The organism is Microbacterium sp. JC 701 (assembly GCF_021026215.1).
Classification (GTDB): domain Bacteria; phylum Actinomycetota; class Actinomycetes; order Actinomycetales; family Microbacteriaceae; genus Microbacterium; species Microbacterium algihabitans.
The window spans coordinates 939,413-965,263 of the sequence record NZ_JAJNCV010000001.1; the positions used below are offsets into that span (position 1 = coordinate 939,413).

Sequence of the window (25,851 nt, forward strand, 5' to 3'; positions counted from 1 at the left end):
TCCATGCCCCGCGCCCCCAAGCTCGCCTCGTTCCCGGCGATCCGCGGAGCCCTGAAGTTCTACCAGATCTGCTCCGTCATCACCGGTATCGGCCTGCTGCTGCTGGTCACCGAGATGATCCTGAAGTACACGCCCATTCACGTGGAGCTGTTCCTCGGCGGATCCGGCGGCTTCCTGTGGTTCGCGGATGCCGTGCCCGGTCCCGACTGCCAGTGGTTCTCGCTCTTCATGCCCGGCGGTAACGGCTGCAGCATCCTCTCGACCGGCGACGGAGTGAACGTCTCGCTGGCGATCCTCGTGGCCCACGGCTGGTTCTACGTCGTCTACCTGTTCTCGTGCTTCCGCGTGTGGAGCCTCATGCGGTGGCCCTTCAGCCGGTTCGTGTTCCTCGCCCTCGGTGGCGTCGTGCCGTTCCTGTCCTTCATCCTCGAAGTGCGCACCGCCCGCCGCGTGCGCGCCTACCTCGCCGAGCGAGAAGCCGCCCAGGCCGCCGCTCCCGTACCCGCCCCGGAAGGCAACCGGTGACCGAACAGACCGAAACGTCCCAGCGCCCCGTCCTTGTCGTCGACTTCGGCGCCCAGTACGCGCAGTTGATCGCCCGCCGCGTCCGCGAAGCGGGCGTGTACAGCGAGATCGTGCCGCACACCGCCACCGCCGACGAGATCGCGGCAAAGAACCCCGTCGGCCTCATCCTGTCGGGTGGCCCCTCGTCGGTGTACGAAGAAGGAGCCCCGAGCCTCGACTCGGGCGTCTTCGACCTCGACGTGCCCACGCTCGGCATCTGCTACGGCTTCCAGGTGATGGCCAAGGCGCTCGGCGGCGAGGTCGCCAACACCGGCCTCCGCGAATACGGGGCGACGGATGCCACTGTCGTCACCGAGGGCACTCTGCTCGAGGGTCAGCCCGCCGAGCAGAACGTCTGGATGAGCCACGGCGACCAGGTGTCGCGCGCCCCCGAGGGCTTCGAGGTGCTCGCCCGCACGGCGCACACCCCCGTCGCGGCGTTCGCGAACGACGCCCGCCGCATGTACGGCGTGCAGTGGCACCCCGAGGTCAAGCACTCCGACCACGGCCAGCAGGTGCTCGAGAACTTCCTCCACAAGGCCGCAGGGCTCCCCGCCGACTGGAACAGCGGAAACGTCATCGCCGAACAGGTCGAGCGCATCCGTCAGCAGGTCGGCACCAGCCGCGTCATCTCGGCCCTCTCGGGTGGAGTCGACTCCGCCGTCTCGACGGCCCTCGTGCACGAGGCCGTCGGCGACCAGCTCATCGCCGTGTTCGTCGACCACGGACTGCTGCGCAAGGGCGAGCGCGAGCAGGTCGAGAACGACTACGTCGCCTCGACCGGCGTCAAGCTCATCACCGTCGACGCGCGCGAGACGTTCCTCGACGCCCTCGCCGGAGTCAGCGATCCCGAGCAGAAGCGCAAGATCATCGGCCGCGAGTTCATCCGCGCGTTCGAGAAGGTCCAGGCCGACCTCGTCGCCGAAGCCAAGGCCGAAGGCGAGCAGGTGCGCTTCCTCGTGCAGGGCACCCTGTACCCCGACGTCGTCGAGTCCGGTGGCGGCGCCGGTACGGCGAACATCAAGAGCCACCACAACGTCGGCGGCCTGCCCGAAGACCTGCAGTTCGAGCTCGTCGAGCCGCTGCGCACCCTCTTCAAAGACGAGGTGCGCGCGATCGGCCGCGAACTCGGCCTGCCCGAGGCCATCGTCGGCCGTCAGCCCTTTCCGGGGCCCGGTCTTGGCATCCGCATCGTGGGCGAGGTCACCGCTGACCGTCTCGAGATCCTGCGTGAGGCCGACGCCATCGCCCGCGCCGAGCTGACCAAGGCGGGCCTCGACAACGAGATCTGGCAGTGCCCCGTCGTGCTGCTCGCCGACGTACGCTCGGTCGGCGTGCAGGGCGACGGCCGCACCTACGGCCACCCCATCGTGCTGCGCCCCGTCTCGAGCGAAGACGCCATGACCGCCGACTGGACGCGCCTGCCCTACGACGTGCTGTCGAAGATCTCGAACCGCATCACCAACGAAGTGCGCGACGTCAACCGCGTGGTTCTCGACGTGACGTCGAAGCCGCCGGGGACGATCGAGTGGGAGTGAGCGTCTAGCCTGCGCCCGCGCCGACGTCGTCGGCCGGCTCCGGGGCACCGCCTTCGGGTCGAGAGCGGGGCCCCTACCCCGATCGACCCGGAGGCGGTGCTCCTTCGCCGTCCGGCGCCGGCGTCGCTCTGTCTCGACGCGGAAAGTATGTGGCGGGGCCCCTACCCCGATTGACTCGGGAGGGCGTGTCACTTCGCCTTGCGTGCGCGGCGGCGCTCGCGCTCCGCCCGCCCGGTTGCCGGGTTTGGGGCGGCATTTTTCGTTTGGGGCGGGAAAAATGCGCCCCGGGCGACGGAATCTGCCCCAAAACCATGTCACGACGTGGCCCCGGGGCCACGTCTGGCGCCCCGGGGCCATGTTCGGCGCCCCGGCGACGTCGGCGGCTGCACGGGCGGTGCCCCGGGGCCACCGCCCGCGACCCGATGGGCACGCCGGCAGACCGCAGCCCCGGCGCGCGCAAACCGCGCACGCCAGGGCCCGGGACCCGATGAGCCACGAGGCGCCCGCGGCTCCGGTGCGCCGCAGACCGCGCCCGCCGGACCCGATGGGCACGCCGGCAACCGCAGCCCCGGCGCGCGCAGACCGCGCACGCCGGAGCCCGGGACCCGATGAGCCACGAGGCGCCCGCGGCTCCGGCGCGCCGCGGACCGCGCGGCGGGTGGGGGAGGATGGGGGCGTGACTTCCGGCGACTTCCCCGACGCGTGGTACCTCATCCTGTCGAGCCGGCTGATCCCCGACCTCGACGGCGGATACACGATCGCCACCCTCTCGCGAGCGCGACAGATGGCGGATGCCGGCGCGGACACCCTTCTGCTGACCGTCGACCCCGGTGACGTCGACGCCCACTCCGCGCAGCGCGCGACCTTCGTCGAACGGGGGGCGGTTGCGGCATCCGGGATCTTCCGAAACCTCTTCGACGAGGCCGTCGACGCGCAGGGCGGCGCGGCGGAGTGGGTGCGCGACGCGGCGCATCCCGGTGACGCCGATCCGGCACTGGAGTACCGCGGCGTGGCCGGGGGAGCGGTCGAGCTCCCCGTGGTGATCGACCCCGACTGGCACCTCACGACGGCGCCGATCGTGATCCGGGATGCCGCGGGTAAAAACGTCGGCGTGATCGACGGATTCGGGGCGCTGTACCGCGCCTGGCTGACCCACCTGGCCGGCCGGCTCCACGCCGAGAACGACCGGCCGATCGTCGTCATCTGCGAGTCTCGGCAGCTCGGCGAGCTCATCGCGGGCTGGGGTGACGACGCCGTGCGGATCGTGCACACCGTGCACACGATCCACCTCGAGCCGCCGTTCCAGGCTGACTCCGACCTCAACCCGCTCTGGACGCGGTGGTTCGAGATCGCTCCGCGCTTCGACGCCGTGCTGTGGCCGACCGCATACCAGCGCGACGACGTGCGCGCCCGCTTCGGCACCGCCGCGAACGACGTGGTCGCGCCGCACGGGGTGAAGGCTCCGGATGCCGTCGTGCCCGCGTCGCAGCGGGAGCGCAGCCTCGTCGTGGTGCTGGGGCGGCTCGCGCCGGGTAAGCGTCTGGATCGAGCGATCAAGGCCTTCGCCCGCGTGCTCGATGACGTGCCGGACGCCCGGCTCGAGCTTTGGGGCGAGGGTGCTCAGCGGGGTGCGCTCGAAGCGCTCGTCGCCGACCGCGGACTCGCGCACGCCGTCTCGCTACCGGGACTCACGACCGAGCCGGGGGCGGTGCTCGATCGCGCCGCGGTGTACCTGACGACCTCCGGCTTCGAGGGGCAGGGGCTCGCCCTCGCCGAAGCCCTCGCGCACGGCACTCCCGTGATCGCGTGGGACATCCGCTACGGCCCGCGCGACATGCTGGCGTCGGGTGGCGGCATCCTGGTTCCGGACGGTGACGACGACGCTCTGGTCGACGCGCTGCGGCGGGTGCTCACGGACGACGGGCTGCGCGAGAGTCTTGCGGCCGAGGCGCGGCAGGCGGCGGATGCCGTGAGCCCGGCGCGCGCGATGCACACGCTCGCCGCGGTCGTACGCGAGGTGCTGGGCAGGCCGCGCCGGCGCTGACGACGGGCAACCGCGACAGCCGCTCGACCTTTCTACCGCGTTCGCCGCATCGGCCGGAGAGTCGCGGTACGCCGGGCCGCACCCTGTCGGCATCCACGCCCGCGACACGATCCAGTGAGGCGAGCGCCTCGGTCGGGCCGTCGATGACGGGCGGCGCGTCCGCTCTGACCGACACCGGCCGAGCCGCGTCGGCGTCCGCGCCCTGCTGTGACCGGGTGAGGCGAGCGCCTCGGCCCGGTCGTCGGTGAAGGGTGGAGCGTCCGCTCAGGCCGACACGGTCCGAGCCGCGCCGGCGTCCGCGTCAGCCCCGCGCGACCTTCCGCACCGCGTCGGCCGCATCGGCCGGCGAGCCGCGGAACGCCGGGCCGTGGCCGGGCAGCACCCAGTCGGCATCCAGTCCCGCAATGCGATCGAGCGAGGCGAGGGCCTCGGCCGGGTCGTCGGTGAACGGCGCCGGTCCGGGGCCGGTGCGACCGGTCAGGACGTGTCGGGTCGTGAGGGCGTCGCCGACGAACACGGCGCGAACCGCGGGGGAGAAGACCGCGACGCTGCCCGGCGAGTGGCCGGGCATGCCGACGATGCGGGGGCTTCCGGGCAGGTCGAGGGTCTCGCCGTCGGCGACCTCGCGCACCTCGGTCAGCCACTGCGGACGCATGCCCTTGCGGAGACCGAAGGCGGCGAAGCCCAGCAGTGGTCCGAGACGGAAGGGACCCATCGCGGTCTTGGGCTTGTCGCCGCCGCGCGCCCGGTCGGCGTCGGCTGCGTGGACGAAGACGGGCACGCCGTGCTCGCGGCGGAGGCGTTCGGCGAATCCGACGTGGTCGCTGTCGCCGTGGGTGAGGATGACGCCGCGGATGTCGTCGGGCGTCCGGCCGATGCTCTGCAGCTCCCGGAGCAGGTCGGCGTACATTCCGGGGAGCCCGGCGTCCACGAGAGTGATGCCCTCGGGGGCGACGACGAGGTACGAGGCGACGATGTCGTTGCCGATGCGGTGGAGCGATGGCGCGAGTCTCATGGGGTGCCTTTCTGGATGGCTATGAGTGTTAGCCATGATAGCTTATAAGCGTAGCTATGAGGAGGGGTCGTGCCCACACCGGAACGAACGTCGCTCGACGAGATCGTCGACGCGGCCGCGGGACTGCTCGAGAAGGGCGGGCCCAGCGCCGTCACGATGCAGGCCGTGGCCCAGGCTGTCGGGGTCAAGGCTCCCTCGCTGTACAAGAGGGTGCGCGACCGCGAAGCCCTGCTCGGACTCGTCGGTGCGGCCGCGGCCGACGACCTGACGGAGCGGCTCGAGGCGGCATCCGGAGGCCTCGACGACCTCCTGGTCGCCTTCCGCGCGTTCGGGCGCGACCGGCCCGAAGCGTTCCGTCTGCTGTTCACGACGGTGGTGGATGCCGACCGGCTCGCTGCCACGAGCGCCCCGGTGCTGCGCGCGACCACCGTCGCCGTGGGCGAGGCTCACGCGCTCGAAGCGGCGAGGCTGCTCACCGCGTGGGCGACCGGGTTCGTGACGATGGAGCTCGCCGGGGCCTTCCGCCTCGGTGGCGACCTCGACGAGGCGTACCGCTACGGGCGGCGCCACCTCGTCGCCTCACTCACGCAGGATCAGGTGGCCGAGCGGCTGGCCCAGGGGTCGTAGTCGGCGATCAGATCCTCTTGCACCGGGCGGTCGGCATCCGGAACGTGCTGCAGGTTCACGCGGACGCGGTACCAGAGCGAGCTCGACCCGCGCATGCCGTCGACGAGGACGTCGGCGGGGTGGAGCAGCGACGTCGCTTTTGGATGCTGCTGCTTCCACGTTTCGAGCGCGTCGAGGGCCTCGAGCTTGGTCTTGGTGCGGGCGACCTCGATGAGCGGCATGGTCGAGGCCCGGCGGCCCGAACCGTCGGATCCCCGCGGGGGCTTCTCGGCGGGGCCGAGTTCCTTCGCCAGGGCGAGGAGAGCGTCGAGCGAGCCTGCCGCGTCGTCGATGCCCGCGTGCGGGTCACCGATGCTGCGGAAGCGCTCGGGCACCGTGAGCACGGTGAACTCCTCGGGGCGGCGATCTCGGACCTCGTCCCACGTGAGGGGAGTCGAAACGCGGGCATCGGGGAGCGCGCGGATCGAGTACGCCGAGGCGACTGTGCGGTCCTTGGCGTTCTGGTTGAAGTCGACGAAGACGCTCTCGCCGCGCTCCTCCTTCCACCAGCGGGCGGTCGCGAGGCCCGGGGCGCGGTTCTCGACCTCGCGGGCGAGGGTCTCGGCGGCCAGACGCACGTCGGCGTAGTCCCACTCGGGGCGGATGCGCGCGAGGATGTGGAGCCCGCGCGAGCCCGACGTCTTCGGCCATCCGGTCAGACCATGGTCCTCGAGGACGTCGCGGGCGATGAACGCGACATCGACGATCTGCGACCAGTCGACGCCGGGCATCGGGTCGAGGTCGACGCGCAACTCGTCGGGGTGATCGAGGTCTTCGGCGCGGACGGGGTGCGGGTTCAGATCGAGGCAGCCGAGGTTGACGACCCACGCCAGCCCCGCGGCATCCCGGATCACCGTCTCTTCGGCCGAGGTACCCGAGGCGTAGCGCAGGGTCGCGGCGTCGATGAAGTCAGGGTGGTTCTCGGGAACGCGCTTCTGGAAGAACGGCTCCTGATCGAGGCCCTTCGAGAAGCGCTTGAGCACCATCGGGCGGCCACCGGCTCCGCGGAGGGCGCCCTCGGCGACGGACAGGTAGTACCGCACGAGGTCGAGCTTGGTGAGACCGGGCTCGGGGAACACGACGCGGTCGGGGCTCGTGACGCGGACCTCGTGGCCGTCGACGTCGAGGATCTCGGGCGGCGTCTTCGCGGGACTCATGGCGCGAGGCTAGCGGCGCGGCATCCGGGGTTCGAGCCCCTTGCGGGCGCCGTGCGGGGGCGTCGCGCGGTGCAGAGGGTCCAAGAAACCCGGACGAGATCGGGGGGGGGTCTTGGACACTCACGGGGTGGCGCAGGGGCCGTTCAGTGCCCACGACACGCCGCTTCCCGCGCGGGCGTGCGGCGTGTCTTGGACACTCAACAGGGGGGGGGAGGGCCGGTGCGCGGGGCGTCATGTGCGGGAGCGTCGCGCGCGGGGCTCGCGCGCGCGGCCCGCACGACGAAGGGCCGCCCCGAAACGGGACGGCCCTTCGTGCGAGACGCTGCGTCAGTTGTTGCCGCGCAGGATCGCGATCATGCGGAGGATCTCGACGTACAGCCACACGACGGTGACCATGATGCCGAAGGCGCCGACCCAGCCGTAGACCCGGGCTGCGCCGTTGCGGACGCCGCGCTGGATCTGGTCGAAGTCGAGCACCAGCGAGTACGCGGCCATGATGACCACCAGAACGCCGATGATCAGGCCGAGCGGGATGCCCGCGACCTTCATGCTGTACAGGCCGAAGGCGCCACCGGCGATCGGGGCGTTGAAGAGCATCAGGCCGAGGTTCAGCAGGGCGAACACGAGGTAGCCGACCATCGCGATCATGAAGATCTTGGTGGCGCGGGCCGAGGCGCGGATCTTGCCGCTCGCGAAGAGGGCGAGGGTCACGCCGACCACGGAGAGGGTCGCCAGCGTCGCCTGCAGGACGATGCCGGGGAACATGAACTCGAAGAACGCCGAGATGCCACCGACGAACAGGCCCTCGAAGGCCGCGTACGCGATGATGACGGGAACCGACGGCTTCTTCTTGAACGTCGCGACCATCGCCAGCACGAAGCCGACGAGGCCACCGACGATCATCGGGGCGGCGGACGGGTTCGGGTTGGCGACGCTGACACCGGCCATCGACCAGACCCAGCCGACGACGGCGGTCACGACGAGGATGCCGAACAGGGCCAGCGTCTTCATGACGGTGTCTTCGACCGTCATGCGACCGGTCTCGACGGCGCTCGCGGACGGGGCGGCGTACGCGCCTTCGATCGTTGCGGCGGCGGCGGGATCGACGGCCGGGGGCGGGCTGTAGCGCGTGTTAGCGCCACCGGCTCGAGGGTCCTGGAACGCCGGGGTATTGAATGCCGGGTTATTGAGGGCCACGGGAACTCACACTCCAAAGATGGTGATCACAGCACCGTGCTGTAGATAAACACTAGCCGAGCTGGTCGGCGAAATCCTTGTGCTGACTGGGATTTCGCTTTGAGCGATGCTGCCGTTCACCCGGCCTGACTAGCGTGTGCACGTGCCTCTCGTGATCGGTCATCGCGGTGCTCCCGGCTATCTGCCCGAGCACTCGCGCAGCTCCTATCTGCGTGCGATCGAGGCGGGGGTGGATGCCGTCGAGCCCGACGTCGTGCCGTCGAAGGACGGGGTGCTCGTCGTGCGCCACGAGAACGAGATCTCGGGCACGACCGACGTCTCGACGCGTCCGGAGTTCGCCGACCGCCGAACGAGCAAGACCGTCGACGGGGAGCTGCTGACCGGCTGGTTCGTCGAGGACTTCACGTGGGAGGAACTGCGCACCCTGCGCTGCCGCGAGCGCATCCCCGCCATTCGGCCCCAGAGCGCCGCCCACGACGACGAGGATCGAGTGCTCTGCCTGCGCGACCTCCTCGACCTCGCTCGCGCGGGCGGAGTGGGAGTCATCCTCGAGATCAAGCACGCCGCGACCTTCGCCCGGCTGGGATTCGACATGTCCGCTCTCGTCGAGGACGAGCTTCGTGCCGCCGGTTGGGTGGACGCCGTCGACGACCTGGTGATCGAGTCGTTCGAACCGCTCGTTCTCGCGCGGCTGCGGGAACGCGGCATCCGGATCCCCCTCGTGCAGCTCATCGAGGCCGACGGGGCGCCGTGGGACCTGCGTGAACGGCACGGAGCGGATGCCGCGAGCTACCGTTCGATGCTGACGACGGCCGGCCTCGACGCGCTCGCCGCCGAGGTGCAGGGGATCAGCCCCGACAAGAGGATCGTCCTCGCTCCGGACCGGCTGGGGAGGGCTCGCGGACCGGCGCGCGTCGTCGGCGAGGCACAGGACCGCGGGCTGCGCGTCTTCACGTGGACATGCCGACCGGAGAATACGTTCCTTCTCCCGGCATACCGACGGCCCGGCGGCAAGGCCGCGTTCGGCGACTATCGCCGCGAATGGGCGGTTCTGCGAGACGCGGGCCTCGACGGCGTCTTCGTCGACCACGCCGATCTGGGTGTGGAGTTCTTCGGCGCGGCATCCGGAACCGTCTGACACGCGCGCGCAAGCCCGACCCGGCCCGACGGGTCTCCCGCGAGGATGGCGGCATGACGGTGGACGTGACGGTGGTCGGCGGCGGAATCTCGGGACTCGCCTGCGCGCGAGCGGTGCAGGACGCAGGGGGCACGGCACGTGTGATCGACCGCGGGCGCCGCGTCGGCGGACGCCTGTCGAGCCGCACGGTCGACGGCCGCCCGGTGGACCTCGGTGCGTCGTACTTCGTGGTCGGCGAGGCGGAGCGCTTCTCGCACGTCGTCGCCGATTGGGAGGAGCGCGGGATCGCTCGGCCCTGGACGGACACCTTCCAGGTGATCGACCCCTCCGGTGAGCGCCGGCCGAAGCCCGGACCCATGCGCTGGGCAGCGCCGCTCGGACTGCGATCTCTCGCGCTCGACCTCGCGGACGGCGTGGACGTCGAGTCGGGCCGGGTCGTCGAGAGGGTCGAGCCGCATCGCGTCGACGGCATCGAGGCGGGCGAGGTCGTGCTCGCGATGCCCGCGCCCCAGGCTGCGCGTCTGACCGGTGAGGCGCCCGGGGGCCCGCAGGAGTGGGAGCCCGTGATCGCGGTCGTGTTGCGGTGGGACGGACGGCAGTGGGACGCCGATCTGCACGGGGCGTTCGCCGAAGCGGATGCCGATGTGTCGTTCATCGCCGACGACGGCGACCGTCGCGGAGACGCGGCGCCCGTGCTCGTGGTGCACACGACGGCGGAACGCGCCCGCCGGCACCTCGACGACCCCGACGCGGCGATCGAGCCCGTGCTGGCGGCCACCCGGCGCCTGCTGCGGATCGACGTGGAGCCCGCCTCCGCCCACGCGCACCGCTGGACCTTCGCCCGGCCGACCCAGACGACGGGGGAGCCGTTCTTCCGTTCGCCCGGGCTGTCCGCGTGCGGCGACGCCTGGGGGAAGTCGGCGGCCGTTCGCACGGCGTGGACGTCGGGCGATGCGTTGGGGCGCGCGCTCGTCTCCTGACCGAGGACACGCCGGGGCCGGAGCAGCGTCGATCACGCATTCCGGCCGGGCGGTCCGGGTGGGCACGGGCGCCGTCGTGGGCTGCCTGCGCGATTCGTCCGTCGCCGAGCGGAATTCGCCCGGGCGTCTCGGGAAGCCGCCCCTATGGTGGGGGCCATGGATGTGGGGATCGACGTCGCGGGGGTCAGACGGTCGTTCGGTGCGGTGCACGCGGTGCAGGAGGTCACCTTCCGAGCGGCGCCAGGGCGGGTGACCGGACTGGTCGGGCCGAACGGCTCGGGCAAGACGACGCTCATGCTCATGCTCGCGTCGTTGCTGCGACCCGACGCGGGGCGGATGAGCATCGGCGGTGTCGATCCGGTCGCCGACCCCGCCGGCGCGCGCCGTCTTCTCGGGTGGATGCCGGACTCACTCGGCGCCTGGCCGAGCCTGACGGCCCGCGAGGTGCTCGTGGCCACCGGCCAGCTCTACGACCTCGCGCGTGACGACGCCCGTGCCCGTGCCGATCAGTTGCTCGGGCTCGTCGACCTCGCCGCTCTCGCGGGTGCTCCGGCGCGGGTGCTTTCCCGCGGGCAGAAGCAGCGCCTCGCGCTCGCCCGCGCGCTGGTGCACGACCCGCAGGTGCTGCTGCTCGACGAACCCGCGTCGGGTCTCGACCCGCAGTCGCGCATCGCGCTGCGCGAGCTGCTGCGGCGGTTGGCGGCCGAGGGGCGCACCGTGCTCATCTCGAGCCACGTGCTCTCGGAGCTCGAAGAGGTCGTCGACGACGCCGTCTTCCTCGTCGGCGGTCGCACGGTGGCCGGAGAGCGCATCGCCGCGGCAGCCACGCGGACGCGCGTGTGGCGCCTGCGAGCGGTGGCCGACGCCTCGCGCTCGCTCGAGGCGGATCGTGCGCAGGTCGCCGCAACCCTCGGCCGCGCGTTCGACGACGTCGCCGCCGACCGGCGCGACCTCCTCGTGCCCTTCGCCGACGAGGCCGCGGCCGTCGCGGGCCTTCGGGCTCTCATCGCGGCCGGGTTGCCGATCGTGGAGTTCGCTCCGGCCGTCGGAGACCTCGAGCATGCGTTCCTCGATCTGCGGGCGTCGGGGCACGCCGGCCCCACGGGCGCCCCGAGCGGGCCCGTCGACCCGCCACCGGCCGATCCGCACGCGGGGTGGGCTCCGCCGCACGCGCCCGACACCCGCCCTGACGACGGGAGCCCGGCATGAACCTCCACCGCCTCGGAACCATCATCGGCATCGAGCTGCGTCAACGCGTGCGCTCGGTCGCCTGGTACGTCCTGCTGGCCGTGTTCGCGGTCATCCTGATCGGCATGCTCGCGCTGTCGTTTGCGGCGTTCTCGCTGTTGAGCGGCGGCAACGACTGGTTCTTCTCGCTCATCATCATGCTCGTGCTGCTGCTGACGCTGCTGGTGTCGCCCACGCTCAGCGGAAGCGCGGTCAACGGGGATCGCGACGCGGCGACCCTCGCCCCCGTGCAGGTGACACTGGCGACCACGAGCGAGATCGTGGTCGGCAAGTTCCTTGCGGCGTGGGTCTCGGGTCTCGCGTTCCTGCTGGTCGCGCTGCCCTTCCTCGCGGTCGCCACGCTCGCGGGTCGCCTCAATCCGACGGTCATCATCACCTCCCTCGGCATCCTGATCATCGAGGTCGGGATCGTCGCGGCGATCGGGGTGGGACTCAGCGCCATCGTTGCCCGGCCCCTCTTCTCGGTCGCGAGCACCTACCTGATCATCGCCGCGCTGACCATCGGCACGCTTCTCGCCTTCTGGCTCGGGGGGACCGCGCTGCGGACCACCCAGACGACGGTGACGCGCGATTTCGATTACAGCGCGCTCCCGCCGACCTGCGATCCGTGGGCCGACATGCGCGCCGAGGGGTGCCCGTCGTTCGACGAACTCGAGTGCACTGAGACCACGACCAACTCGTTCGAGGTGGCGCGTTTCGACCGGGTCTGGTGGGTGCTCGCCGCGAATCCGTTCGTGATCCTCGCGGATGCCACGCCCCCGACATACGACAACGGGTACCCCAGCGACCTGTTCTCGCAGATCGCCTCGGGCGTGCGCCTCGCGCAGATCCCTCCGGAGCAGCAGACCTCGTACGACGGATGCGATGCCCGCGGGTGGAACGCGAGCGACCCCTACCCGACGACCGAGGACCAGGTGCGGGGAACAGCACCGAGCTGGTTCGTCGGTCTGCTCGTGCAGCTGCTCATCGCGGCCGGGCTCATGGCGTGGGGCGTCGCGCGCACGCGCACACCGGCCAAGCGCCTGCCGCCCGGCACGCGCATCGCGTAGCCGGTCGACAGGCGCTTGAGGGCGAACGGGCCCCCTCGAGGGAGGGTCGCGCTCGCCGTGAGGGTTGTGCTCGCCGTGAGGGGTGCCGTCAGGCGTGGCCCTCAGCGGCGGGGAAACCCGGGTCGTCGGCCGGGGCCGCATCGCCCTCGAGGGGCTCGCCGATGTGGTCGTCGAGGTTCACGTTCTCTTCGGCCTGGGCGGCGTCTTCGCGGACCTCGTCGGTGACGGCGTCGGTGGGGGCGGCCGCGTCGGCGCGGGCGTCGTCGGAGTGGCGGGTGGGGATGTCAGGAGTGCTCATCGCTCCACGGTGCTCCTGAGGAGGCGTCGGTCGGACCGGGTTGACAGGCGCACGTCGGCCGCGTGTACCCGTCCCGAGCCGATGCTCTGCCCTGCGAATCGCGATGCGGCGGGGCCGACCGTTTGCCCCGGTGTGGCAGCGCCCCGGTAAACCTGTGCGGGTGATCGTCGCGGCCGAGGTGCTGCGAAACGCGTCAACGAGAAACGTCCGGGCCGCGCGATTCGAGGAAGGTCGCCGATCGGATGCGTGCTCACCCGTTCCAGGATGGACGACACCTGAACACGAGGAAACGCCATGACCACCTTCACGCAGACACGCCGCGCGCAGACCGAGCCGCCCCGCATTCGCCGCCCCAGCGCGGTCGCTGGATACCTGCTGCTGCTGCCCGCGACCGCTGTGATCGTCGTGCTGGTCATCGTGCCGACCCTGGTCATCCTGCGCGACAGCTTCGCCATCAGCGACCCGCTCGGCGGCACCCTCGGAGGCTTCACGCTCGACAACTACGCGAAACTCCTCGACCCCGTGTACGCGAAGACGTTGGGGTACAGCCTTGGCATGGCCGCACTCAATGCGATCGTGTGCGTGGTCGTGGGCTACATCGTCGCCTACTTCGTCGCCACACGGTCGGCCCGCACGCAGCCCGTACTGCTCGTTCTCGTCATCATCCCGTTCCTCACCGACTTCCTCGTCCGCACCTTCGCCTGGATCACGTTGCTCGGATCGGGGGGCCCCCTCATCCCGCTGCTCCGCGCGGTGGGCATCGACGCGACCTCGCTCGTCCCCTCGCAGCTCGCCGTGACGCTGTCGCTGCTGTATGCGTTCCTCCCCGTGGCGGTCTTCCCGATCTACGCCTCGCTGCGGGCGGTCGATCCGGCCCTGCGTGAGGCGGCATCCGACCTCGGCGCCACGGCGGTCCAGACGCATCTGCGGGTGTTCATCCCGTTGGCCACACCGGGGATCGTCTCGGCAGTGGTGCTGACCTTCGTGCCCACCCTGGGGGTCTTCGTGATCCCCGTCCTCCTCGGCGGCGGCAAGGACCCGCTCGTGGGGAACCTGATCGTGACGCTGTTCACCGAGTTCCGAAACGAACCCCTCGGAGCGGCCCTCTCGATGGTGGTGCTCGCCCTCATGTTGCTGACGATCGTCGTCGCTGCTCTTCTCGCCCGCCTGCGCACCTCTCGGAAGGCCTCGTGATGGACCGCATCATCTCCTGGATCGCCGGCGCGGTCTTCGTCTTCCTCTACATCCCGATCGCCGCCGTCATCGTCTACTCGTTCAACGCCTCGGAGGTCGGGTACCGCTTCGACGGCCTGACTCTGCGGTGGTACGCCGAGCTCTTCGGCGATCGAATGCTGGGCGATGCGCTGCGCACGAGCCTCGTCGTCGGTCTCGCCGCCGCCGTGCTCTCGACGATCATCGGTCTGCTCTCCGCGTACGGACTGGTGCGATTCCGCGTCCGTGGTCGCGCCGTGTTCCTCGGCGCGATCCTCATTCCGCTGATCGTCCCCGAGATCGTGCTGGGCGTCTCGCTGCTGACGATCTTCTCGAGCGCCGGCATTCCGACCGGTTACGCGACGCTCATCCTCGGCCACGTCGTGATCACGCTGCCGCTGTCGACCCTGGTCCTGGTCGGCGCCATGAGCACGCTCGATCCGAGCCTGGGCGAAGCGGCGGCTGACCTCGGCGCGAGTCCCTGGCAGACCTTCGCCCGCGTCATCCTGCCTCTGCTGCGTCCCTCGCTCATGGCGGCGTTCCTGCTGAGCTTCGCGACGTCGTTCTCGAACATCGTCGTGTCGACCTTCACCTCGGGTGTCGGTACGACGACGCTCCCGCTGCGCATCTACAGCACGCTCCGCACGGGGCTCACCCCCGAGCTGAACGCGCTCGGGACGCTCCTCGTGCTCGCCACTCTCGGCCTCATCCTCGTCGTCGGCGTCTCACAGATGCGCCGCATCCTCGCCGGCCCTCCCACTCCCGCCGCCTGAGCGGGCCGACGACGACGTCGGACTCAGGCATCACCCGAAACATGCGCTCCACCCACCACGAAAGCAGGCACCCATGAACACGCGTCACCGGGCCGTCGGTGCGGTCCTCGCCGTCGGCGTCCTCTCCGCACTCACCGCTTGCGCCTCCGGCGCCGGCACCGACTCCGCGGGCGGCGGTTCCTCGTCGCTCAGCATCTACGCCTGGGCGGGTGAGATCCCCGACTCCGTCATCTCGGGCTTCGAGAAGGAGACCGGCATCACGGTCACCGTCGACACCTTCGACAGCAACGAGACGATGATCTCCAAGCTCGCCGCGGGGAACTCGGGGTACGACATCGTCGAGCCCAGCCAGTACGCCGTCCAGCTGCTCGTCGACCGCAACCTCGTCGCGCAGATCGACAAGAGCAAGCTCGAGGGCTTCGACAACCTGGCCGAGAAGTTCGTCGACCCCTCATTCGACCCCGACAACGCGCACGCCATTCCGTGGGCCTGGGGCACCACCGGCATCCTGTACAACCAGGCCTGCACCGGCAAGGAGATCACCGGCTGGGCCGACATGTGGGACCCCGCGTACAGCGGCAAGATCTACATGCTCGACAACATGCTCTCGGCCTACATCGCCGGACTCCAGGTCGAGGGACTCAGCGCCACCACCACGAGCCAGGACGATATCGAGAAGGCCACGCAGAAGCTCATCGAGCAGAAACCGCTCCTCGCCGGATACAACAGTCAGAACTACGCCGACCTCGTCGGGTCGGGCGATGCGTGCATCGCCGAGGCGTACAGCGGCACGACCGCGGCGAAGGCGGTCATGGCCAACTCCGACGTGCACTACATCATCCCCGAAGAGGGCGGCACGCTCTGGACCGACAGCTTCTCGGTCGTCGAGGGCACGAGCAACACGGATGCCGCGTACAAGTGGCTCAACTACACCCTTCGTCCCGAGGTGGCAGCCCTGCTCACCGACGACGCGTCGTTGGCCTCCACCAACGCCGGGGCGCTCGAGCTCGTCAAGGACCAGAGCCTCGTGAGCAACCCGGCGATCTACGCCCCCGCTGACTCCCTTACGAAGTCGGAATTCATCGTCGACCCGGGCGCGGCTCTGTCGTACTTCCAGGACGGCTGGACCCGCCTCCGCGCCTCGTGATCTGAGACCGAAATGAGCCCCATGACGATCGACAGCCCCGTGGCCGGCACTGCGCCGGCCACGGGCCCCGCCCCGGCCGTGCGCCTGCGGGGCCTCACCAAGTCGTTCGGCGCCAACCGCGTCGTCGACCCTCTCGACCTCGACATCGCGCAGAACGAGTTCTTCAGCATCCTGGGCCCGTCCGGCTGCGGCAAGACGACGCTCATGCGCATGATCACGGGGTTCGAAACGCCGACCGCCGGCTCGATCGAGCTCGACGGCCGCAACGTCGACGGTGTCGCCACCCGTCAGCGCGATCTGAACATGCTGTTCCAGAGCTACGCGCTGTTCCCGCACCTCAGCGTCTACGAGAACGTCGCCTTCGAGCTGCGCGTGCGCCGCACTCCGAAGCGCGAGATCGACGACCGCGTCCGCGCGGCGCTCGAGCTCGTTCGGTTGAGCGCGTTCGCCGACCGCAAGCCCGCGGCGCTGAGCGGCGGTCAGCGTCAGCGCGTCGCCCTCGCCCGCGCCGTCGTCGGGCGCCCCGCCGTCGTGCTGCTCGACGAGCCGCTCGGTGCGCTCGATCAGAAGCTGCGCAAAGAGATGCAATTCGAGCTCAAGCGCATGCAGCGTGAGGTCGGCATCACGTTCATCTACGTCACCCACGATCAGGAGGAGGCGCTGACGATGTCGGACCGTATCGCGGTCATGTCGGAGGGGCGCATCCAGCAGATCGGAACGCCGACCGAGATCTACGACACCCCGGCGTCGCGGTTCGTGGCGGGGTTCATCGGCAGCTGCAATCTCATCGACGGTGTCGCGGATGCCGCGACCGGCCGCTTCACGATCCCCGGCGTGGGCGAGGTGCCGGTGGACGAGATCCCGGACGCCGCGCCGGGGACGCCCCTCACCCTCGCGGTGCGTCCCGAGCGGGTACGCGTGCTCCCCGACGGTGCTCGTACCGAGGGCGGCGTCCACCTGCCGGCGACGCTCACGCAACGCGTTTTCCTCGGCGACGAGTGGATCTCGCACCTCGCGCTCGATTCGGGCATCGTCCTGTCTGCCTCGGTGCCGAGCGGCGACGCCGCCCGGGCCCTCGCGGCGACGGCCGATGGTGCGCGCGTGACGGTGTCATGGCATCCGTCCGACAGTCGTGTCATCCCGACGGGAGAGCTCGCATGAACCCGGTCCTGCTGGCCGCCGTGGGGCAGATGGCTCCCACCACCGACGCCGCTCACAACCGCGACGAGGTCACCGCGCTCGCCGCCGACGCGTCGGCCGAGGGAGTGCGTCTGCTCGTGCTGCCCGAGGAGGCGATGCTCGTCGCAGGCGAGATCGACGCGTCGGAGCGTGCAGACGTCGTCGCCCGAGAGTGGCCCGCGTTCCTCGCGCACCTGTCGGAACTCGCCATGCGGCACGATCTGTGGATCATCGCCGGGGGCTACGAGCCCAGTGGCTCCGAGCGACCCTTCAACACCCTCGTCGTCGTCAACCCGCGCGGCGAGTTGGTCGACGTGTACCGCAAGCTGCACCTCTACGACGCCTTCACCTATCGCGAATCCGACTACGTCACCGCCGGGCACGAGCTGCCGCCGCTCGTGCTGATCGACGGCGTGGCCGTCGGACTGGTCAACTGCTACGACCTGCGTTTCCCCGAGCTGGCGCGCGACCTCGTCTCGCGCGGCGCCGACGTGCTCAGCGTGTCGGCGGCCTGGGTCGCCGGTCACCGCAAGGTCGAGCACTGGACCACCCTGCTCACCGCTCGCGCGATCGAGAACACGTGCTGGGTGCTGGCATCCGGATCGTCCTCGCCCGACTGCATCGGCACGAGCCTCGTCATCGACCCCCTCGGGGTCGAGCAGGTGCACCTGCCCGCCACCGGTCGCGCGATCGGCATCGTGCCGGTCTCGCTCGATCGCATCGCCGAGGTGCGCGACGCGCTGCCCGCGCTGTCGAATCGCCGCCTCTCCGCCCACCTCTCCCTCCTGGACTGATCCATGCCCTACACCTCCGGCCCGACGCCGCCCGCCCTCGACCCCGACCTCGTTGCGAAACTCGAACGCGTGTCATTCCCGACCCTCGGCCACTACCTCGAGGAAGGCTTCGTCGACCCTGAGATCCGTCGACAGACCGGCGATCGTCGGGTCGTCGGGCGTGCCGTCACGGTGCGCCTCACCGCGCAGGACTCCACCGCGCTCCATCACGCCGCGGGCTGGTGCGAGCCGGGTGACGTGTTCGTCATCGACACCGGGGGAGACGTGCGGCACGCACCGGTGGGCGAGGTTCTCGCGGCCGCTCTCAGCATCCGCGGAGCGGCCGGAATCGTCGTCGACGGTGTCGTCACCGACCTCGACGAAGTGGAGGCGTTCGGCATCCCCGTCTACGCGCGGGGCACGAGCGTGCTGACCACGAAGCTGCTGGGGGTGGATGCCGGTGGCCACAACATCGCGGTCACGTGCGGCGGCGTGCCGGTGCAGCCCGGCGACGTCGTGCTGGCCGATCGCAACGGGGTGTTCATCGCTGCGGCGGCGACGGTCGCCGCGTTGATCGACACCGCGCTCGACGACGACGCCGAAGAGCCCGAGCTCGTCGCACAGCTGCGCGCGGGCGGTCGCCTGGGCGAGCTGACGGGTGCGACGGCCATGCTCGACGCCCTCACCGGCCACTGACGACGACAGCGAAAGCGCAGGAGAACCATGCTCATCAAGGCCGCCATCAACGGAGGTCGCTCGCGCGACGAACACTCCGCCATTCCCCTCACCGTCGAGCAGATCGCGGATGCCGCGGTCGCGGCCGTGCGTGCCGGAGCCGATGTCGTGCACGCCCATGCGCGCACCGACGACGGCGCCCAGACGATCGCGCCCGACGAGATCGCCCGCATGGTGCGCGGCATCCGGGAACGTGATCCCGGCATCGTCGTCGGAACCACCACAGGGCTGTGGACGTGTTCGGGACACGAGGAGCGGATGCGCCTGATCGCGGAGTGGCCCGAGGAGTGGCTCCCCGATTTCGCCTCCGTCGCATTCTCGGAAGAGGGGGCGGCCGAGGCCGCCGTGCTCGTGCGCGAGCGCGGGATGGTGCTCGAGAGTGCGGTGTGGCACATCGACGAGGTGCCCGCGCTCCTCGCCTCGCCGACCCTCCACGAGAACGTCCGCATCCTCATCGAGCCCGAAGACGAGCAGATCCAGGATGCCGTGGACCACTCGCGGCGCATCGCCGCTGCACTGCGTGAGGCCGGGGTGACGGTACCGATGCTCTACCACGGGTATGACCAGACCGCCTGGCCGGTCGTGCGCGCGGCGATCGAGGACGGATGCGAAGTGCGCGTCGGTTTCGAGGACATGCTGACCCTCCCCGACGGGTCGATCGCCCCCGACAACAGCGAGATGGTGCGGACCGCGCGGCGGTGGTCGGACGCCGAGTGAGCCGCGGGTGAGCGCCGACGCGCGAGAATGAGAGCATGAGCGCCGACGATCTGGACCGTCGCCTCGTCGAACTCCTCGTCGAGGACGGCCGCCGCGCCTACACGGAGATGGCGGCGATCGTCGGAGTGTCCGAGGCGACGGTGCGCACGCGCGTCAGCCGACTGACCTCATCGGGGATCCTCCGGATCGTCGCGCTGTGCAACCCGCTGACGCTCGGGCATCAGTCGGTGCGCCTCATGCTGTCGGTGCAGGGGCTGCGCCCCCGGCAGGTGGCCCGTTCGCTCGCGTCGAACCCGATGATCGGGCACGTCTCGCTCACCTCCGGAGCGCACGACATCTACCTTGAAGCGACGGCTCGCGACCTGACCCAGCTCGTCGAGCTGCTCGATGAGCTCCGGCGCACGCCGGGCGTGACGACCATCGACCAGTACGTGCTCACACGGTTGTACAAGGACTACTCGTGGAACGGGCTGCGCGACCAGTCAGGTCAGCGCGCCGTCGGCGGATCCGCCGGCGCCGCAGGGACCACCGGGGCGGTCACGACCCAGACGGGCGCGATCCGGCAGACGGATGCGGCCGGGTCAAACGGCCGACCGGGTCACGGAAGCCCGACCACAGATACTCGTCTTTGATCACCTCGAGGATGTTCGTCGTGTCGACGACGGCGATGCCGGGGATCGTGTGCAGGGTGTCGGTGAGGAACGCGGTGAGCTCGGTCTGCGTCTCGCAGCGCACGTCGACGATCAGGTCGTAGGCGCCGATGCACGCGCCGACGTACTTGACGGGCGCGAGGGCCGAGAGCGCGTGCGCCACGGCGTCGACCGTGGTTCCGCGCACGCGGATCGACAGGCGCACTTCGAGCAATCCGAGCTTGGGGCTGTTCGGCATGCCGATGACCTGCACCACACCCAGGTCGAGAAGCCGCTTGTACCGCTGGCGCACGCTCGCCTCGGACAATCCGACGTAGCGGGCGATCTGACCGAACGAACGACGGCCGTCGAGGCGCAGCTGATCGATGATCTTGCGATCGATCACGTCGATGGCCTCGAGCTGCACGCCTCGATCCAATCACACGAGCCGTGCGCGCGCCGCGTCAGTCATCGGCATCCGGAATCGAAGAACTCACCACGGGCCACGCGGGAAGAGGGTCGTCGTAGCGCACCCACGCGGAGGGGCCGGCGGCGAGCTCGTCGTCGGTGAGCGCGGCGGCATCGAGGAGGTGTCCGAGGCGCGGGGCCGACAGATCGAGACCGGTGGTGACGATCTCCTGTCCGAGGCCCATGCGGCCGTCGTCGGCTCCCAGAGGTTCGAGCCACATCGCGGAACCGACGTGCTCCCACCGCGCGAGGATGCCCGGCCGCGACGCCAGCCGGCAGAAGCCCGCGGAGCGCACGAGGCGTCCGGCGGCGCCGTCGTCGAGGCGGTCGAGCGCGGTCGACAGGCGGCCGGGGTGGAACGGCCGCACCTGCTCGTAGCGCAGCGTGAAGACGCGGTTGTCGTGCATGTAGGGGTCGTGCTCGTCGTTCAAGGCGCGTACCCACCCGGCGCGCTCGAGCATCTCGCCTTCGTGCACGGCCTCGGACTGCAGGTCGCTCAGGGGGTCGCGCGAGAGCCGCACGATGGCGGAGGGGTTCAGGTGCGAGGCGAGGGCCATCTGCACCGCGAGAGCGTGGGTGGGCACGCGTTCCCAGTTGATCCAGACGATGCGCGTCGCCAGCTCCAGCGCCAGCGCCGCCTGTCGAGCGCGGGCACCGACATCGCCGCGGGTGTCACCGGGCCTTGCGGATGCCGCGAGGGGAGCGTCGTCGAGAAGGTCGCCGATCATGTGGCGGGCGTCGACCACGCACACCGCCTCGACCTGCGCTGCTCCCCGCGCGGTGATCGCGTGCACGAGATCGACGTCGGTGCCCAGGTCGACGACCGCCGATGTGTCGTCGGCACGCGGGCGGGGGAGCGGGAGCGCGTGCGAGACGCGCAGGTCGGCATAGCGCAGCAGGTGCAGGGGGCGCGCGAGCGCGACGGCGGTGCGCTCGGCGTAGGCGCGGCGCTCCGGGGCGCACACGCCCATGATGGCGATTGTTCGGGGCATGGCATCCGCCTCTCGTTCGTCGATGGGGCTGCAATGACTCTATCGTGTAGATGAGAACGGTTATCAACAAGGAGGATGTCATGAAGGTTCGCGCATCGCTGGCGTCGCTGAAGAAACAGCCAGGAGCTCAGGTCGTCCGGCGTCGAGGGCGCGTGTTCGTCATCAACAAGGCGAACCCGCGGTTCAAGGGCCGACAGGGATGACCGCGGTCTGCGTCGGGGTGAGTCCGCGTCGCAAGCTCTTGTCGTGAGACGGAGGTGATGGTGTCGTGGGGGCCGTGGACGGCACGCGCCGCCGCTGTCCGGATTCCGAAAGACCACAGGAGTGAAGAATGAGCACGCCCGAGACCCACGCGGAGCACACGATCGACGAGCACGCACACGGCGACGACTGCGGCCACGAGAAGATCGAGCACGGCGACCACCTCGACTACGTGCACGGAACGCATCGACACGCGCTGCACGGCGACCACTACGACGAGCACGAGTCGCACGCCGAGCACTCCGTCGACGAGCACCGTCACGGCGACGACTGCGGTCACGAGAAGGTCGTGCACGACGACCACGCCGACTACGTGCACGACGGCCACCGTCACGCGCTGCACGCCGACCACTACGACGAGCACTGAGTCGTGCGGCATCCCGTGTCACGAGCGCGGGGTGTTCGAGGCCCGCTTCCCCGTCGGGGTGGCGGGCCTTTCGTGTGGGCCGGGTCAGGCCTGAACGCGGAAGGAGGGGGTCACTACATCGACATGGCGGTGCAGAACGGACCCGTTCACGAATCGGATGGTGTCGACGCCACCCACCAGTCGGTGAAGAGCGCGGCACGGCCGTCTTCGGCGAGCCGGATGACCATCATGTTGTCGTAGTGTCTCGCTTTCGCAGTGGCGTTGGGGTAGTCCGTCCACCCGCGGATCACGGCGACGTCGCCGTCGACCGCGACGAGCTCGTGCGTGAACGACCACGTTCCCGGTTCGTCCTTCTGAGCGAGCCACGCGTCGACGATCGCGTCGCGACCCACCCACGGAGGGGTCGACGGCCCGTCGCGGTACTCGGCCTCCTCCGTGAAAAGGGAGCGGATGTCGTCCGGGTCGTTCGTCGACCACGCGCGGACGTAACGAGCGATCCAACTTTCAGCGGCGACGGCATTCTCGCGATTGTCCATGTGGGTCACGCTTCCGGAGCGGATGACAGTGCGCAAGCGCTTTGCAGCGCAGCAGGGCGGGCCGCTTCAGGTGACGAGGGGTGGCTCATCGCGCCAATGTCGGGCCGGATCAGGCCTGAACGCGGAAGGAGCGGCCCTCGAAGGTCACGACGTCGCCCACCTGCAGCTGGCGGCCTCGGCGACGGTCGACCTCGCCGTTGACCTCGACGTAGCCGTCGATGATGGCCTCTTTGACGTCTCCGCCGGAGTCGAGGATGCTGGCGAACTTCATGAACTGGCCGAGGCGGATGCCCTCGCTGCCGACGGGCACGTCTTCGGGGGCGGGGGAGGTCATGCTTTCAGTCTGGCAGGCTCCGGCCCGCGCGGGCTTCTCGTGATTGCCCGAGTGCTCTGAAGATATCGAGATGAACTCAACCGACGAAGCGATTGCTCTTCCCGAGATTGCAGTCCTGGCAAAGGGTCTGCAGATTCTCGGGGATCGAGCGGCCGTTTCGACTGACCGGGATGATGTGGTCGACGTGCAACGTGATGCCGTGGTCGGCGGCTCTTCCGCACATTCGGCAGCGATATCCATCACGGCGGAGAATGTCCGCGCGCAGACGAGAGGTGAGCAGGCTGCGTTCTTTGCTACGGAGATATGAAACAGTGCTTCGCTCGGCCCGAATGGCTTGCGCGGCCGACAGGTTGCGAGCGAGTTCGTCGAAGTCCCATACCGTAGAGCGTGCGTAGCTGTTGCGGCCCTGAGGGCTCGTGTACGTCGCCGAGATCTCGACCTTCGCGAGCGGTGTCGGACGGGCCAAAATCCACTTGTTGAACAGACTCTTCTCGATTTTCAGGTAGGTGTCGCTCCGCAAGCGGTCGTCGGAACTGTGACCGATGTGCTGCCCGCCAAGCGTGACGACGTCATTCGAATACATCGAGTACGTGCGGAGAACAGTCCTGCGTACCGCGATCGCCTTCTCGAGCGCAGTCTCCTGCTCGAGAACGTTAGACCGCCCGAAGCCGTCGAGATCGAACTGATCGAACTTGGCTTTTGTGGGAGCACGGAAGCCGAAGTCGAGACGAATGACGGACAACGGGGTCACTGCCTCCGCGTAGCGGTTGTTGAGTGTCGTGAGCTCTGAAAGAGCCGAGCTGGTATCCACGACAATCCGACGACGCCGTGCGCGGATGACTAAGACAACCCCGACCACGGCGGCGGCCACGGCCAGGACGACGAATACGACAATGACGACGGTCGTCGAGGTGGCGGACGCCGCGGGCGTGACCTGCGACAGACGCGAAAAGGATGCGGGTGAGAGCGTGTACATCGAAATCTCACCGTAGCCGAACAGATGGCCGCATTTTGGGCCGCGAATGCAGGCGGTCGTGACTATAAGTGGACGCGACGGCGGGAGTCGAACCCGCCACGCCTTCGGTTATGAGCCGAGGCCCGGGACCGCCCGGATCGCCGCGATGCGACCACGCTAACGCGGGCCATGAACCGCTCGAATGGGCGTTGCGAAGCGTGACGGGATGTGTCGTCACATGCGGGGCGAACGCGCGCTGCGTCCGTCGATGATTGCCCGCGTCGAGTGGTCGAGGTGCGCGCGCACCGCACGTTCGGGGTCGCGCAGGGCGTCGGCGACGTAGGCCCGGTGCTCGGTGGTCAGCGCGCCCGGGGCGTAGGCCGGCCGCACATGGGTCAGCAGCAGGTGCATCTCGGAGTCGAGGCGGCGGTACTCCTCCACGATGCGAGGACTGCTCGCGGCGTCGACCAGCGCGAGATGCACGCGCGCGTGGGCGGCGAGCGTGGCGGGCCAGTCGTCCGCGGCCTCCGCCCTCGCAAGCTCGTCGAGAGCCGCGTCGACGTCAGGCGGGCGGATGCCGCGGTCGCGGACGATCCGCAACGCCTCGGTTTCGAGGGCGCACCGCAGCTGCTGCAGAGCGATGAGGGCGTCGTCGTCGAGCAGCGAGACGCGCACTCCGCGGTAGGGCTCGGCCACCGCGAGGCGCTCGCCGGTGAGTGTCGCGAGCGCGGTGCGGGCGGTATGGCGTGAGACGCGGTGCGTCGCGCTCAGCTCTTCTTCGCGCAGGGGCGTGCCGGGCGCAAGGTCACCCGCGAGGATCGCCGCACGGATGGTGTCGGCGAGCAGGTCAGCCGCGCGAGGGCCCGGGGTGCCCGTTCTCCTCGGGGGCCGTGTTCCCCGGTCGGCGGGGGAGCGTTCGGCCGCGCTCGACCGTGCGGCCGCGGCGTCGTGGGCGTCAGGCTGGGGACGCGGCATCCGGAACCCCCTCACGCCGACGCGAGGGAGTCGACACCACGGCGAGACCCACCGCGATGAGGGTCAGGCCGACCGCGCTCACGGGGGTCAGCTGCTCGTGCAGCACGAAGAGTCCGAGCAGCGTCGCGGCCAACGGTTCGGCCAGAGTGAGCGTCGACACCGTCACGGCGCTCAGGCGGGCGAGGCCCCGTCCGAACAGCAGGTACGCGATCGTCGTCGTCACGACGCCCAGCCACACCGCGAGCGCGAGGCCGTTCGGGGTCAGCAGCCACGCGCTTCCGGCGAGCAGCAGCACGGGAGCGCTCGCGATGGCGGCCACACCGAAGACGGTACCCATGACGCGCGTGGAATCCCACCCCCTCTCGATCAGCGCCTTGCCGCACACCGTATAGAGGGCGTACGACATTCCCGCGCCGGCCGACGCGAGCAGGCCGCCGGGGGTCAGCGCGACCGCTCCGCCGGTGACGCCCGACACGAGGATCACCCCGGCCAGGGCGATGGCGGTGGCGAGCATCCAGCGGCTCGAGGGAGCGCGGCGGAGGCGCACGGCATCCGCGATCCCGGTCGCGATGGACGCCGAACCGAGCGCGACGACCGTGCCGATCGCGACGCCGTTGTCGCGCGTGCCGAGGAAGAAGAGCGGTTGATACGCGAGCACCCCGACCGCGCCGAGGGCGATGAGGCCCGCGAGCGAACCGCGGGAAGCCACGACGCCGCCCGACGCCGCGCGCGCAGGTGTCGAGCGCCGCCGGGCCAGGGCGAGCAGTCCCAGGATGCCGCCGCCCACGACGATGCGCGCGGCTCCGACCGCCACGGGGGAGGCGTCCACCCCCGCGAGAGCCTGCGCGGTGCCGGTGGTCGAGAAGCACAGCGCCGCGGCGAGGATCGCGAGAGCGGGAAGCAT

The 25,851-nt window shown here is 70.1% G+C and carries 29 protein-coding genes and 1 tRNA gene; 18 read left to right on the forward strand and 12 right to left on the reverse strand.

Going from position 1 to position 25,851, the window contains the following annotated elements; genetic code table 11:
* Positions 1–3: 3 nt before the first annotated feature.
* From LPW41_RS04515 to LPW41_RS04525, 3 genes are all read left to right on the forward strand, one after another.
* Positions 4–525, forward strand: a complete 522-nt coding sequence (locus LPW41_RS04515; protein ID WP_144829446.1) for a DUF3817 domain-containing protein — start codon at positions 4–6, stop codon at positions 523–525.
* Complete coding sequence (gene guaA / locus LPW41_RS04520; protein WP_144829443.1) at positions 522–2,102, forward strand: glutamine-hydrolyzing GMP synthase; 1,581 nt, start codon at positions 522–524, stop codon at positions 2,100–2,102. Before LPW41_RS04515 ends, guaA begins: the two co-directional genes overlap by 4 nt.
* Positions 2,103–2,778: 676 nt before the next feature.
* On the forward strand, positions 2,779–4,146 hold the full coding sequence (locus tag LPW41_RS04525; RefSeq protein WP_230704197.1) for a glycosyltransferase: 1,368 nt from the start codon (positions 2,779–2,781) through the stop codon (positions 4,144–4,146).
* A 301-nt stretch (positions 4,147–4,447) separates the two neighbouring features.
* On the opposite strand, the gene LPW41_RS04530 is transcribed toward LPW41_RS04525, so the two are convergent.
* Positions 4,448–5,161 (reverse strand): MBL fold metallo-hydrolase, encoded by a 714-nt coding sequence (locus LPW41_RS04530; protein WP_144782685.1) that lies wholly within the window; start codon positions 5,159–5,161, stop codon positions 4,448–4,450.
* Between the two features lie 69 nt (positions 5,162–5,230).
* On the opposite strand from LPW41_RS04530, the gene LPW41_RS17015 reads away from it, so the two are divergent.
* Positions 5,231–5,788 (forward strand): TetR/AcrR family transcriptional regulator, encoded by a 558-nt coding sequence (locus tag LPW41_RS17015; protein ID WP_230704198.1) that lies wholly within the window; start codon positions 5,231–5,233, stop codon positions 5,786–5,788.
* On the opposite strand, the gene ligD is transcribed toward LPW41_RS17015, so the two are convergent.
* Positions 5,755–6,984 (reverse strand): non-homologous end-joining DNA ligase, encoded by a 1,230-nt coding sequence (gene ligD, locus LPW41_RS04540; RefSeq protein WP_230704199.1) that lies wholly within the window; start codon positions 6,982–6,984, stop codon positions 5,755–5,757. The genes LPW41_RS17015 and ligD overlap by 34 nt on opposite strands.
* Before the next feature lie 327 nt (positions 6,985–7,311).
* Positions 7,312–8,181: a Bax inhibitor-1/YccA family protein gene (locus LPW41_RS04545; RefSeq protein ID WP_144829432.1), complete on the reverse strand. Its 870-nt coding sequence runs from the start codon at positions 8,179–8,181 to the stop codon at positions 7,312–7,314.
* A 142-nt stretch (positions 8,182–8,323) separates the two neighbouring features.
* Here LPW41_RS04545 and LPW41_RS04550 point away from each other — a divergent pair, with 142 nt between their 5' ends.
* From LPW41_RS04550 to LPW41_RS04565, 4 genes are all read left to right on the forward strand, one after another.
* Positions 8,324–9,319, forward strand: coding sequence for a glycerophosphodiester phosphodiesterase family protein (locus tag LPW41_RS04550; protein ID WP_230704200.1), 996 nt, complete (start codon positions 8,324–8,326; stop codon positions 9,317–9,319).
* 53 nt (positions 9,320–9,372) lie between these two features.
* Positions 9,373–10,299 carry an NAD(P)/FAD-dependent oxidoreductase gene (locus tag LPW41_RS04555; protein ID WP_230704201.1) on the forward strand — a complete coding sequence of 309 codons (927 nt, stop codon included), beginning with the start codon at positions 9,373–9,375 and terminating at the stop codon, positions 10,297–10,299.
* A gap of 156 nt (positions 10,300–10,455) precedes the next feature.
* Positions 10,456–11,508 carry an ABC transporter ATP-binding protein gene (locus LPW41_RS04560; protein WP_230704202.1) on the forward strand — a complete coding sequence of 351 codons (1,053 nt, stop codon included), beginning with the start codon at positions 10,456–10,458 and terminating at the stop codon, positions 11,506–11,508.
* Complete coding sequence (locus tag LPW41_RS04565) at positions 11,505–12,596, forward strand: ABC transporter permease (protein ID WP_230704203.1); 1,092 nt, start codon at positions 11,505–11,507, stop codon at positions 12,594–12,596. The genes LPW41_RS04560 and LPW41_RS04565 overlap by 4 nt, the downstream gene beginning before the upstream one ends.
* Positions 12,597–12,684: 88 nt before the next feature.
* Here LPW41_RS04565 and LPW41_RS04570 read toward each other — a convergent pair whose 3' ends face one another.
* A complete protein-coding gene (locus tag LPW41_RS04570; protein WP_230704204.1) occupies positions 12,685–12,894 on the reverse strand; it encodes a hypothetical protein in 210 nt (69 codons plus the stop codon).
* 294 nt (positions 12,895–13,188) lie between these two features.
* On the opposite strand from LPW41_RS04570, the gene LPW41_RS04575 reads away from it, so the two are divergent.
* From LPW41_RS04575 to LPW41_RS04610, 8 genes are all read left to right on the forward strand, one after another.
* On the forward strand, positions 13,189–14,088 hold the full coding sequence (locus LPW41_RS04575) for an ABC transporter permease (protein WP_230704205.1): 900 nt from the start codon (positions 13,189–13,191) through the stop codon (positions 14,086–14,088).
* Positions 14,088–14,879, forward strand: a complete 792-nt coding sequence (locus LPW41_RS04580; RefSeq protein WP_154096147.1) for an ABC transporter permease — start codon at positions 14,088–14,090, stop codon at positions 14,877–14,879. The genes LPW41_RS04575 and LPW41_RS04580 overlap by 1 nt, the downstream gene beginning before the upstream one ends.
* 73 nt (positions 14,880–14,952) lie before the next feature.
* On the forward strand, positions 14,953–16,026 hold the full coding sequence (locus LPW41_RS04585; protein WP_144829411.1) for a PotD/PotF family extracellular solute-binding protein: 1,074 nt from the start codon (positions 14,953–14,955) through the stop codon (positions 16,024–16,026).
* Positions 16,027–16,047: 21 nt separating this feature from the next.
* Complete coding sequence (locus tag LPW41_RS04590; protein ID WP_230704206.1) at positions 16,048–17,187, forward strand: ABC transporter ATP-binding protein; 1,140 nt, start codon at positions 16,048–16,050, stop codon at positions 17,185–17,187.
* On the forward strand, positions 17,184–17,999 hold the full coding sequence (locus tag LPW41_RS04595) for a carbon-nitrogen hydrolase family protein (RefSeq protein ID WP_230704207.1): 816 nt from the start codon (positions 17,184–17,186) through the stop codon (positions 17,997–17,999). Before LPW41_RS04590 ends, LPW41_RS04595 begins: the two co-directional genes overlap by 4 nt.
* Before the next feature lie 3 nt (positions 18,000–18,002).
* Positions 18,003–18,674: an RraA family protein gene (locus LPW41_RS04600; RefSeq protein ID WP_154096144.1), complete on the forward strand. Its 672-nt coding sequence runs from the start codon at positions 18,003–18,005 to the stop codon at positions 18,672–18,674.
* A 27-nt stretch (positions 18,675–18,701) separates the two neighbouring features.
* The gene (locus LPW41_RS04605) at positions 18,702–19,430 is read left to right on the forward strand and encodes a 3-keto-5-aminohexanoate cleavage protein (RefSeq protein ID WP_144829402.1); all 729 of its coding nucleotides are present in this window, start codon (positions 18,702–18,704) and stop codon (positions 19,428–19,430) included.
* Positions 19,431–19,465: 35 nt separating this feature from the next.
* Entirely contained in the window at positions 19,466–20,062 is a 597-nt protein-coding gene (locus tag LPW41_RS04610; RefSeq protein ID WP_230704208.1) for an Lrp/AsnC family transcriptional regulator, read from the forward strand.
* On the opposite strand, the gene LPW41_RS04615 is transcribed toward LPW41_RS04610, so the two are convergent.
* Both LPW41_RS04615 and LPW41_RS04620 read right to left on the reverse strand, forming a co-directional pair.
* Positions 19,968–20,486 carry an Lrp/AsnC family transcriptional regulator gene (locus LPW41_RS04615; protein ID WP_230704209.1) on the reverse strand — a complete coding sequence of 173 codons (519 nt, stop codon included), beginning with the start codon at positions 20,484–20,486 and terminating at the stop codon, positions 19,968–19,970. The genes LPW41_RS04610 and LPW41_RS04615 overlap by 95 nt on opposite strands.
* A gap of 37 nt (positions 20,487–20,523) precedes the next feature.
* Positions 20,524–21,519 carry a GTP-binding protein gene (locus LPW41_RS04620; protein ID WP_230704210.1) on the reverse strand — a complete coding sequence of 332 codons (996 nt, stop codon included), beginning with the start codon at positions 21,517–21,519 and terminating at the stop codon, positions 20,524–20,526.
* Positions 21,520–21,599: 80 nt separating this feature from the next.
* Between LPW41_RS04620 and ykgO the strand changes: the two genes are divergently transcribed.
* On the forward strand, positions 21,600–21,722 hold the full coding sequence (ykgO, locus tag LPW41_RS04625; RefSeq protein ID WP_144829392.1) for a type B 50S ribosomal protein L36: 123 nt from the start codon (positions 21,600–21,602) through the stop codon (positions 21,720–21,722).
* A gap of 128 nt (positions 21,723–21,850) precedes the next feature.
* Positions 21,851–22,147, forward strand: coding sequence for a hypothetical protein (locus LPW41_RS04630; protein ID WP_144829389.1), 297 nt, complete (start codon positions 21,851–21,853; stop codon positions 22,145–22,147).
* Between the two features lie 146 nt (positions 22,148–22,293).
* Here the strand turns inward: LPW41_RS04630 and LPW41_RS04635 are convergent, their stop codons facing one another.
* From LPW41_RS04635 to LPW41_RS04660, 6 genes are all read right to left on the reverse strand, one after another.
* Positions 22,294–22,683 (reverse strand): nuclear transport factor 2 family protein, encoded by a 390-nt coding sequence (locus LPW41_RS04635; protein WP_144829385.1) that lies wholly within the window; start codon positions 22,681–22,683, stop codon positions 22,294–22,296.
* 109 nt (positions 22,684–22,792) lie between these two features.
* A complete protein-coding gene (locus tag LPW41_RS04640) occupies positions 22,793–23,017 on the reverse strand; it encodes an RNA-binding S4 domain-containing protein (RefSeq protein ID WP_144829382.1) in 225 nt (74 codons plus the stop codon).
* A gap of 76 nt (positions 23,018–23,093) precedes the next feature.
* On the reverse strand, positions 23,094–23,993 hold the full coding sequence (locus LPW41_RS04645) for an HNH endonuclease (RefSeq protein ID WP_144829379.1): 900 nt from the start codon (positions 23,991–23,993) through the stop codon (positions 23,094–23,096).
* 69 nt (positions 23,994–24,062) lie between these two features.
* Positions 24,063–24,138: transfer RNA gene (locus LPW41_RS04650), tRNA-Met, on the reverse strand.
* A gap of 68 nt (positions 24,139–24,206) precedes the next feature.
* Positions 24,207–24,947: a GntR family transcriptional regulator gene (locus LPW41_RS04655; protein WP_144829376.1), complete on the reverse strand. Its 741-nt coding sequence runs from the start codon at positions 24,945–24,947 to the stop codon at positions 24,207–24,209.
* Complete coding sequence (locus LPW41_RS04660) at positions 24,928–25,851, reverse strand: DMT family transporter (protein ID WP_230704211.1); 924 nt, start codon at positions 25,849–25,851, stop codon at positions 24,928–24,930. The genes LPW41_RS04655 and LPW41_RS04660 overlap by 20 nt, the downstream gene beginning before the upstream one ends.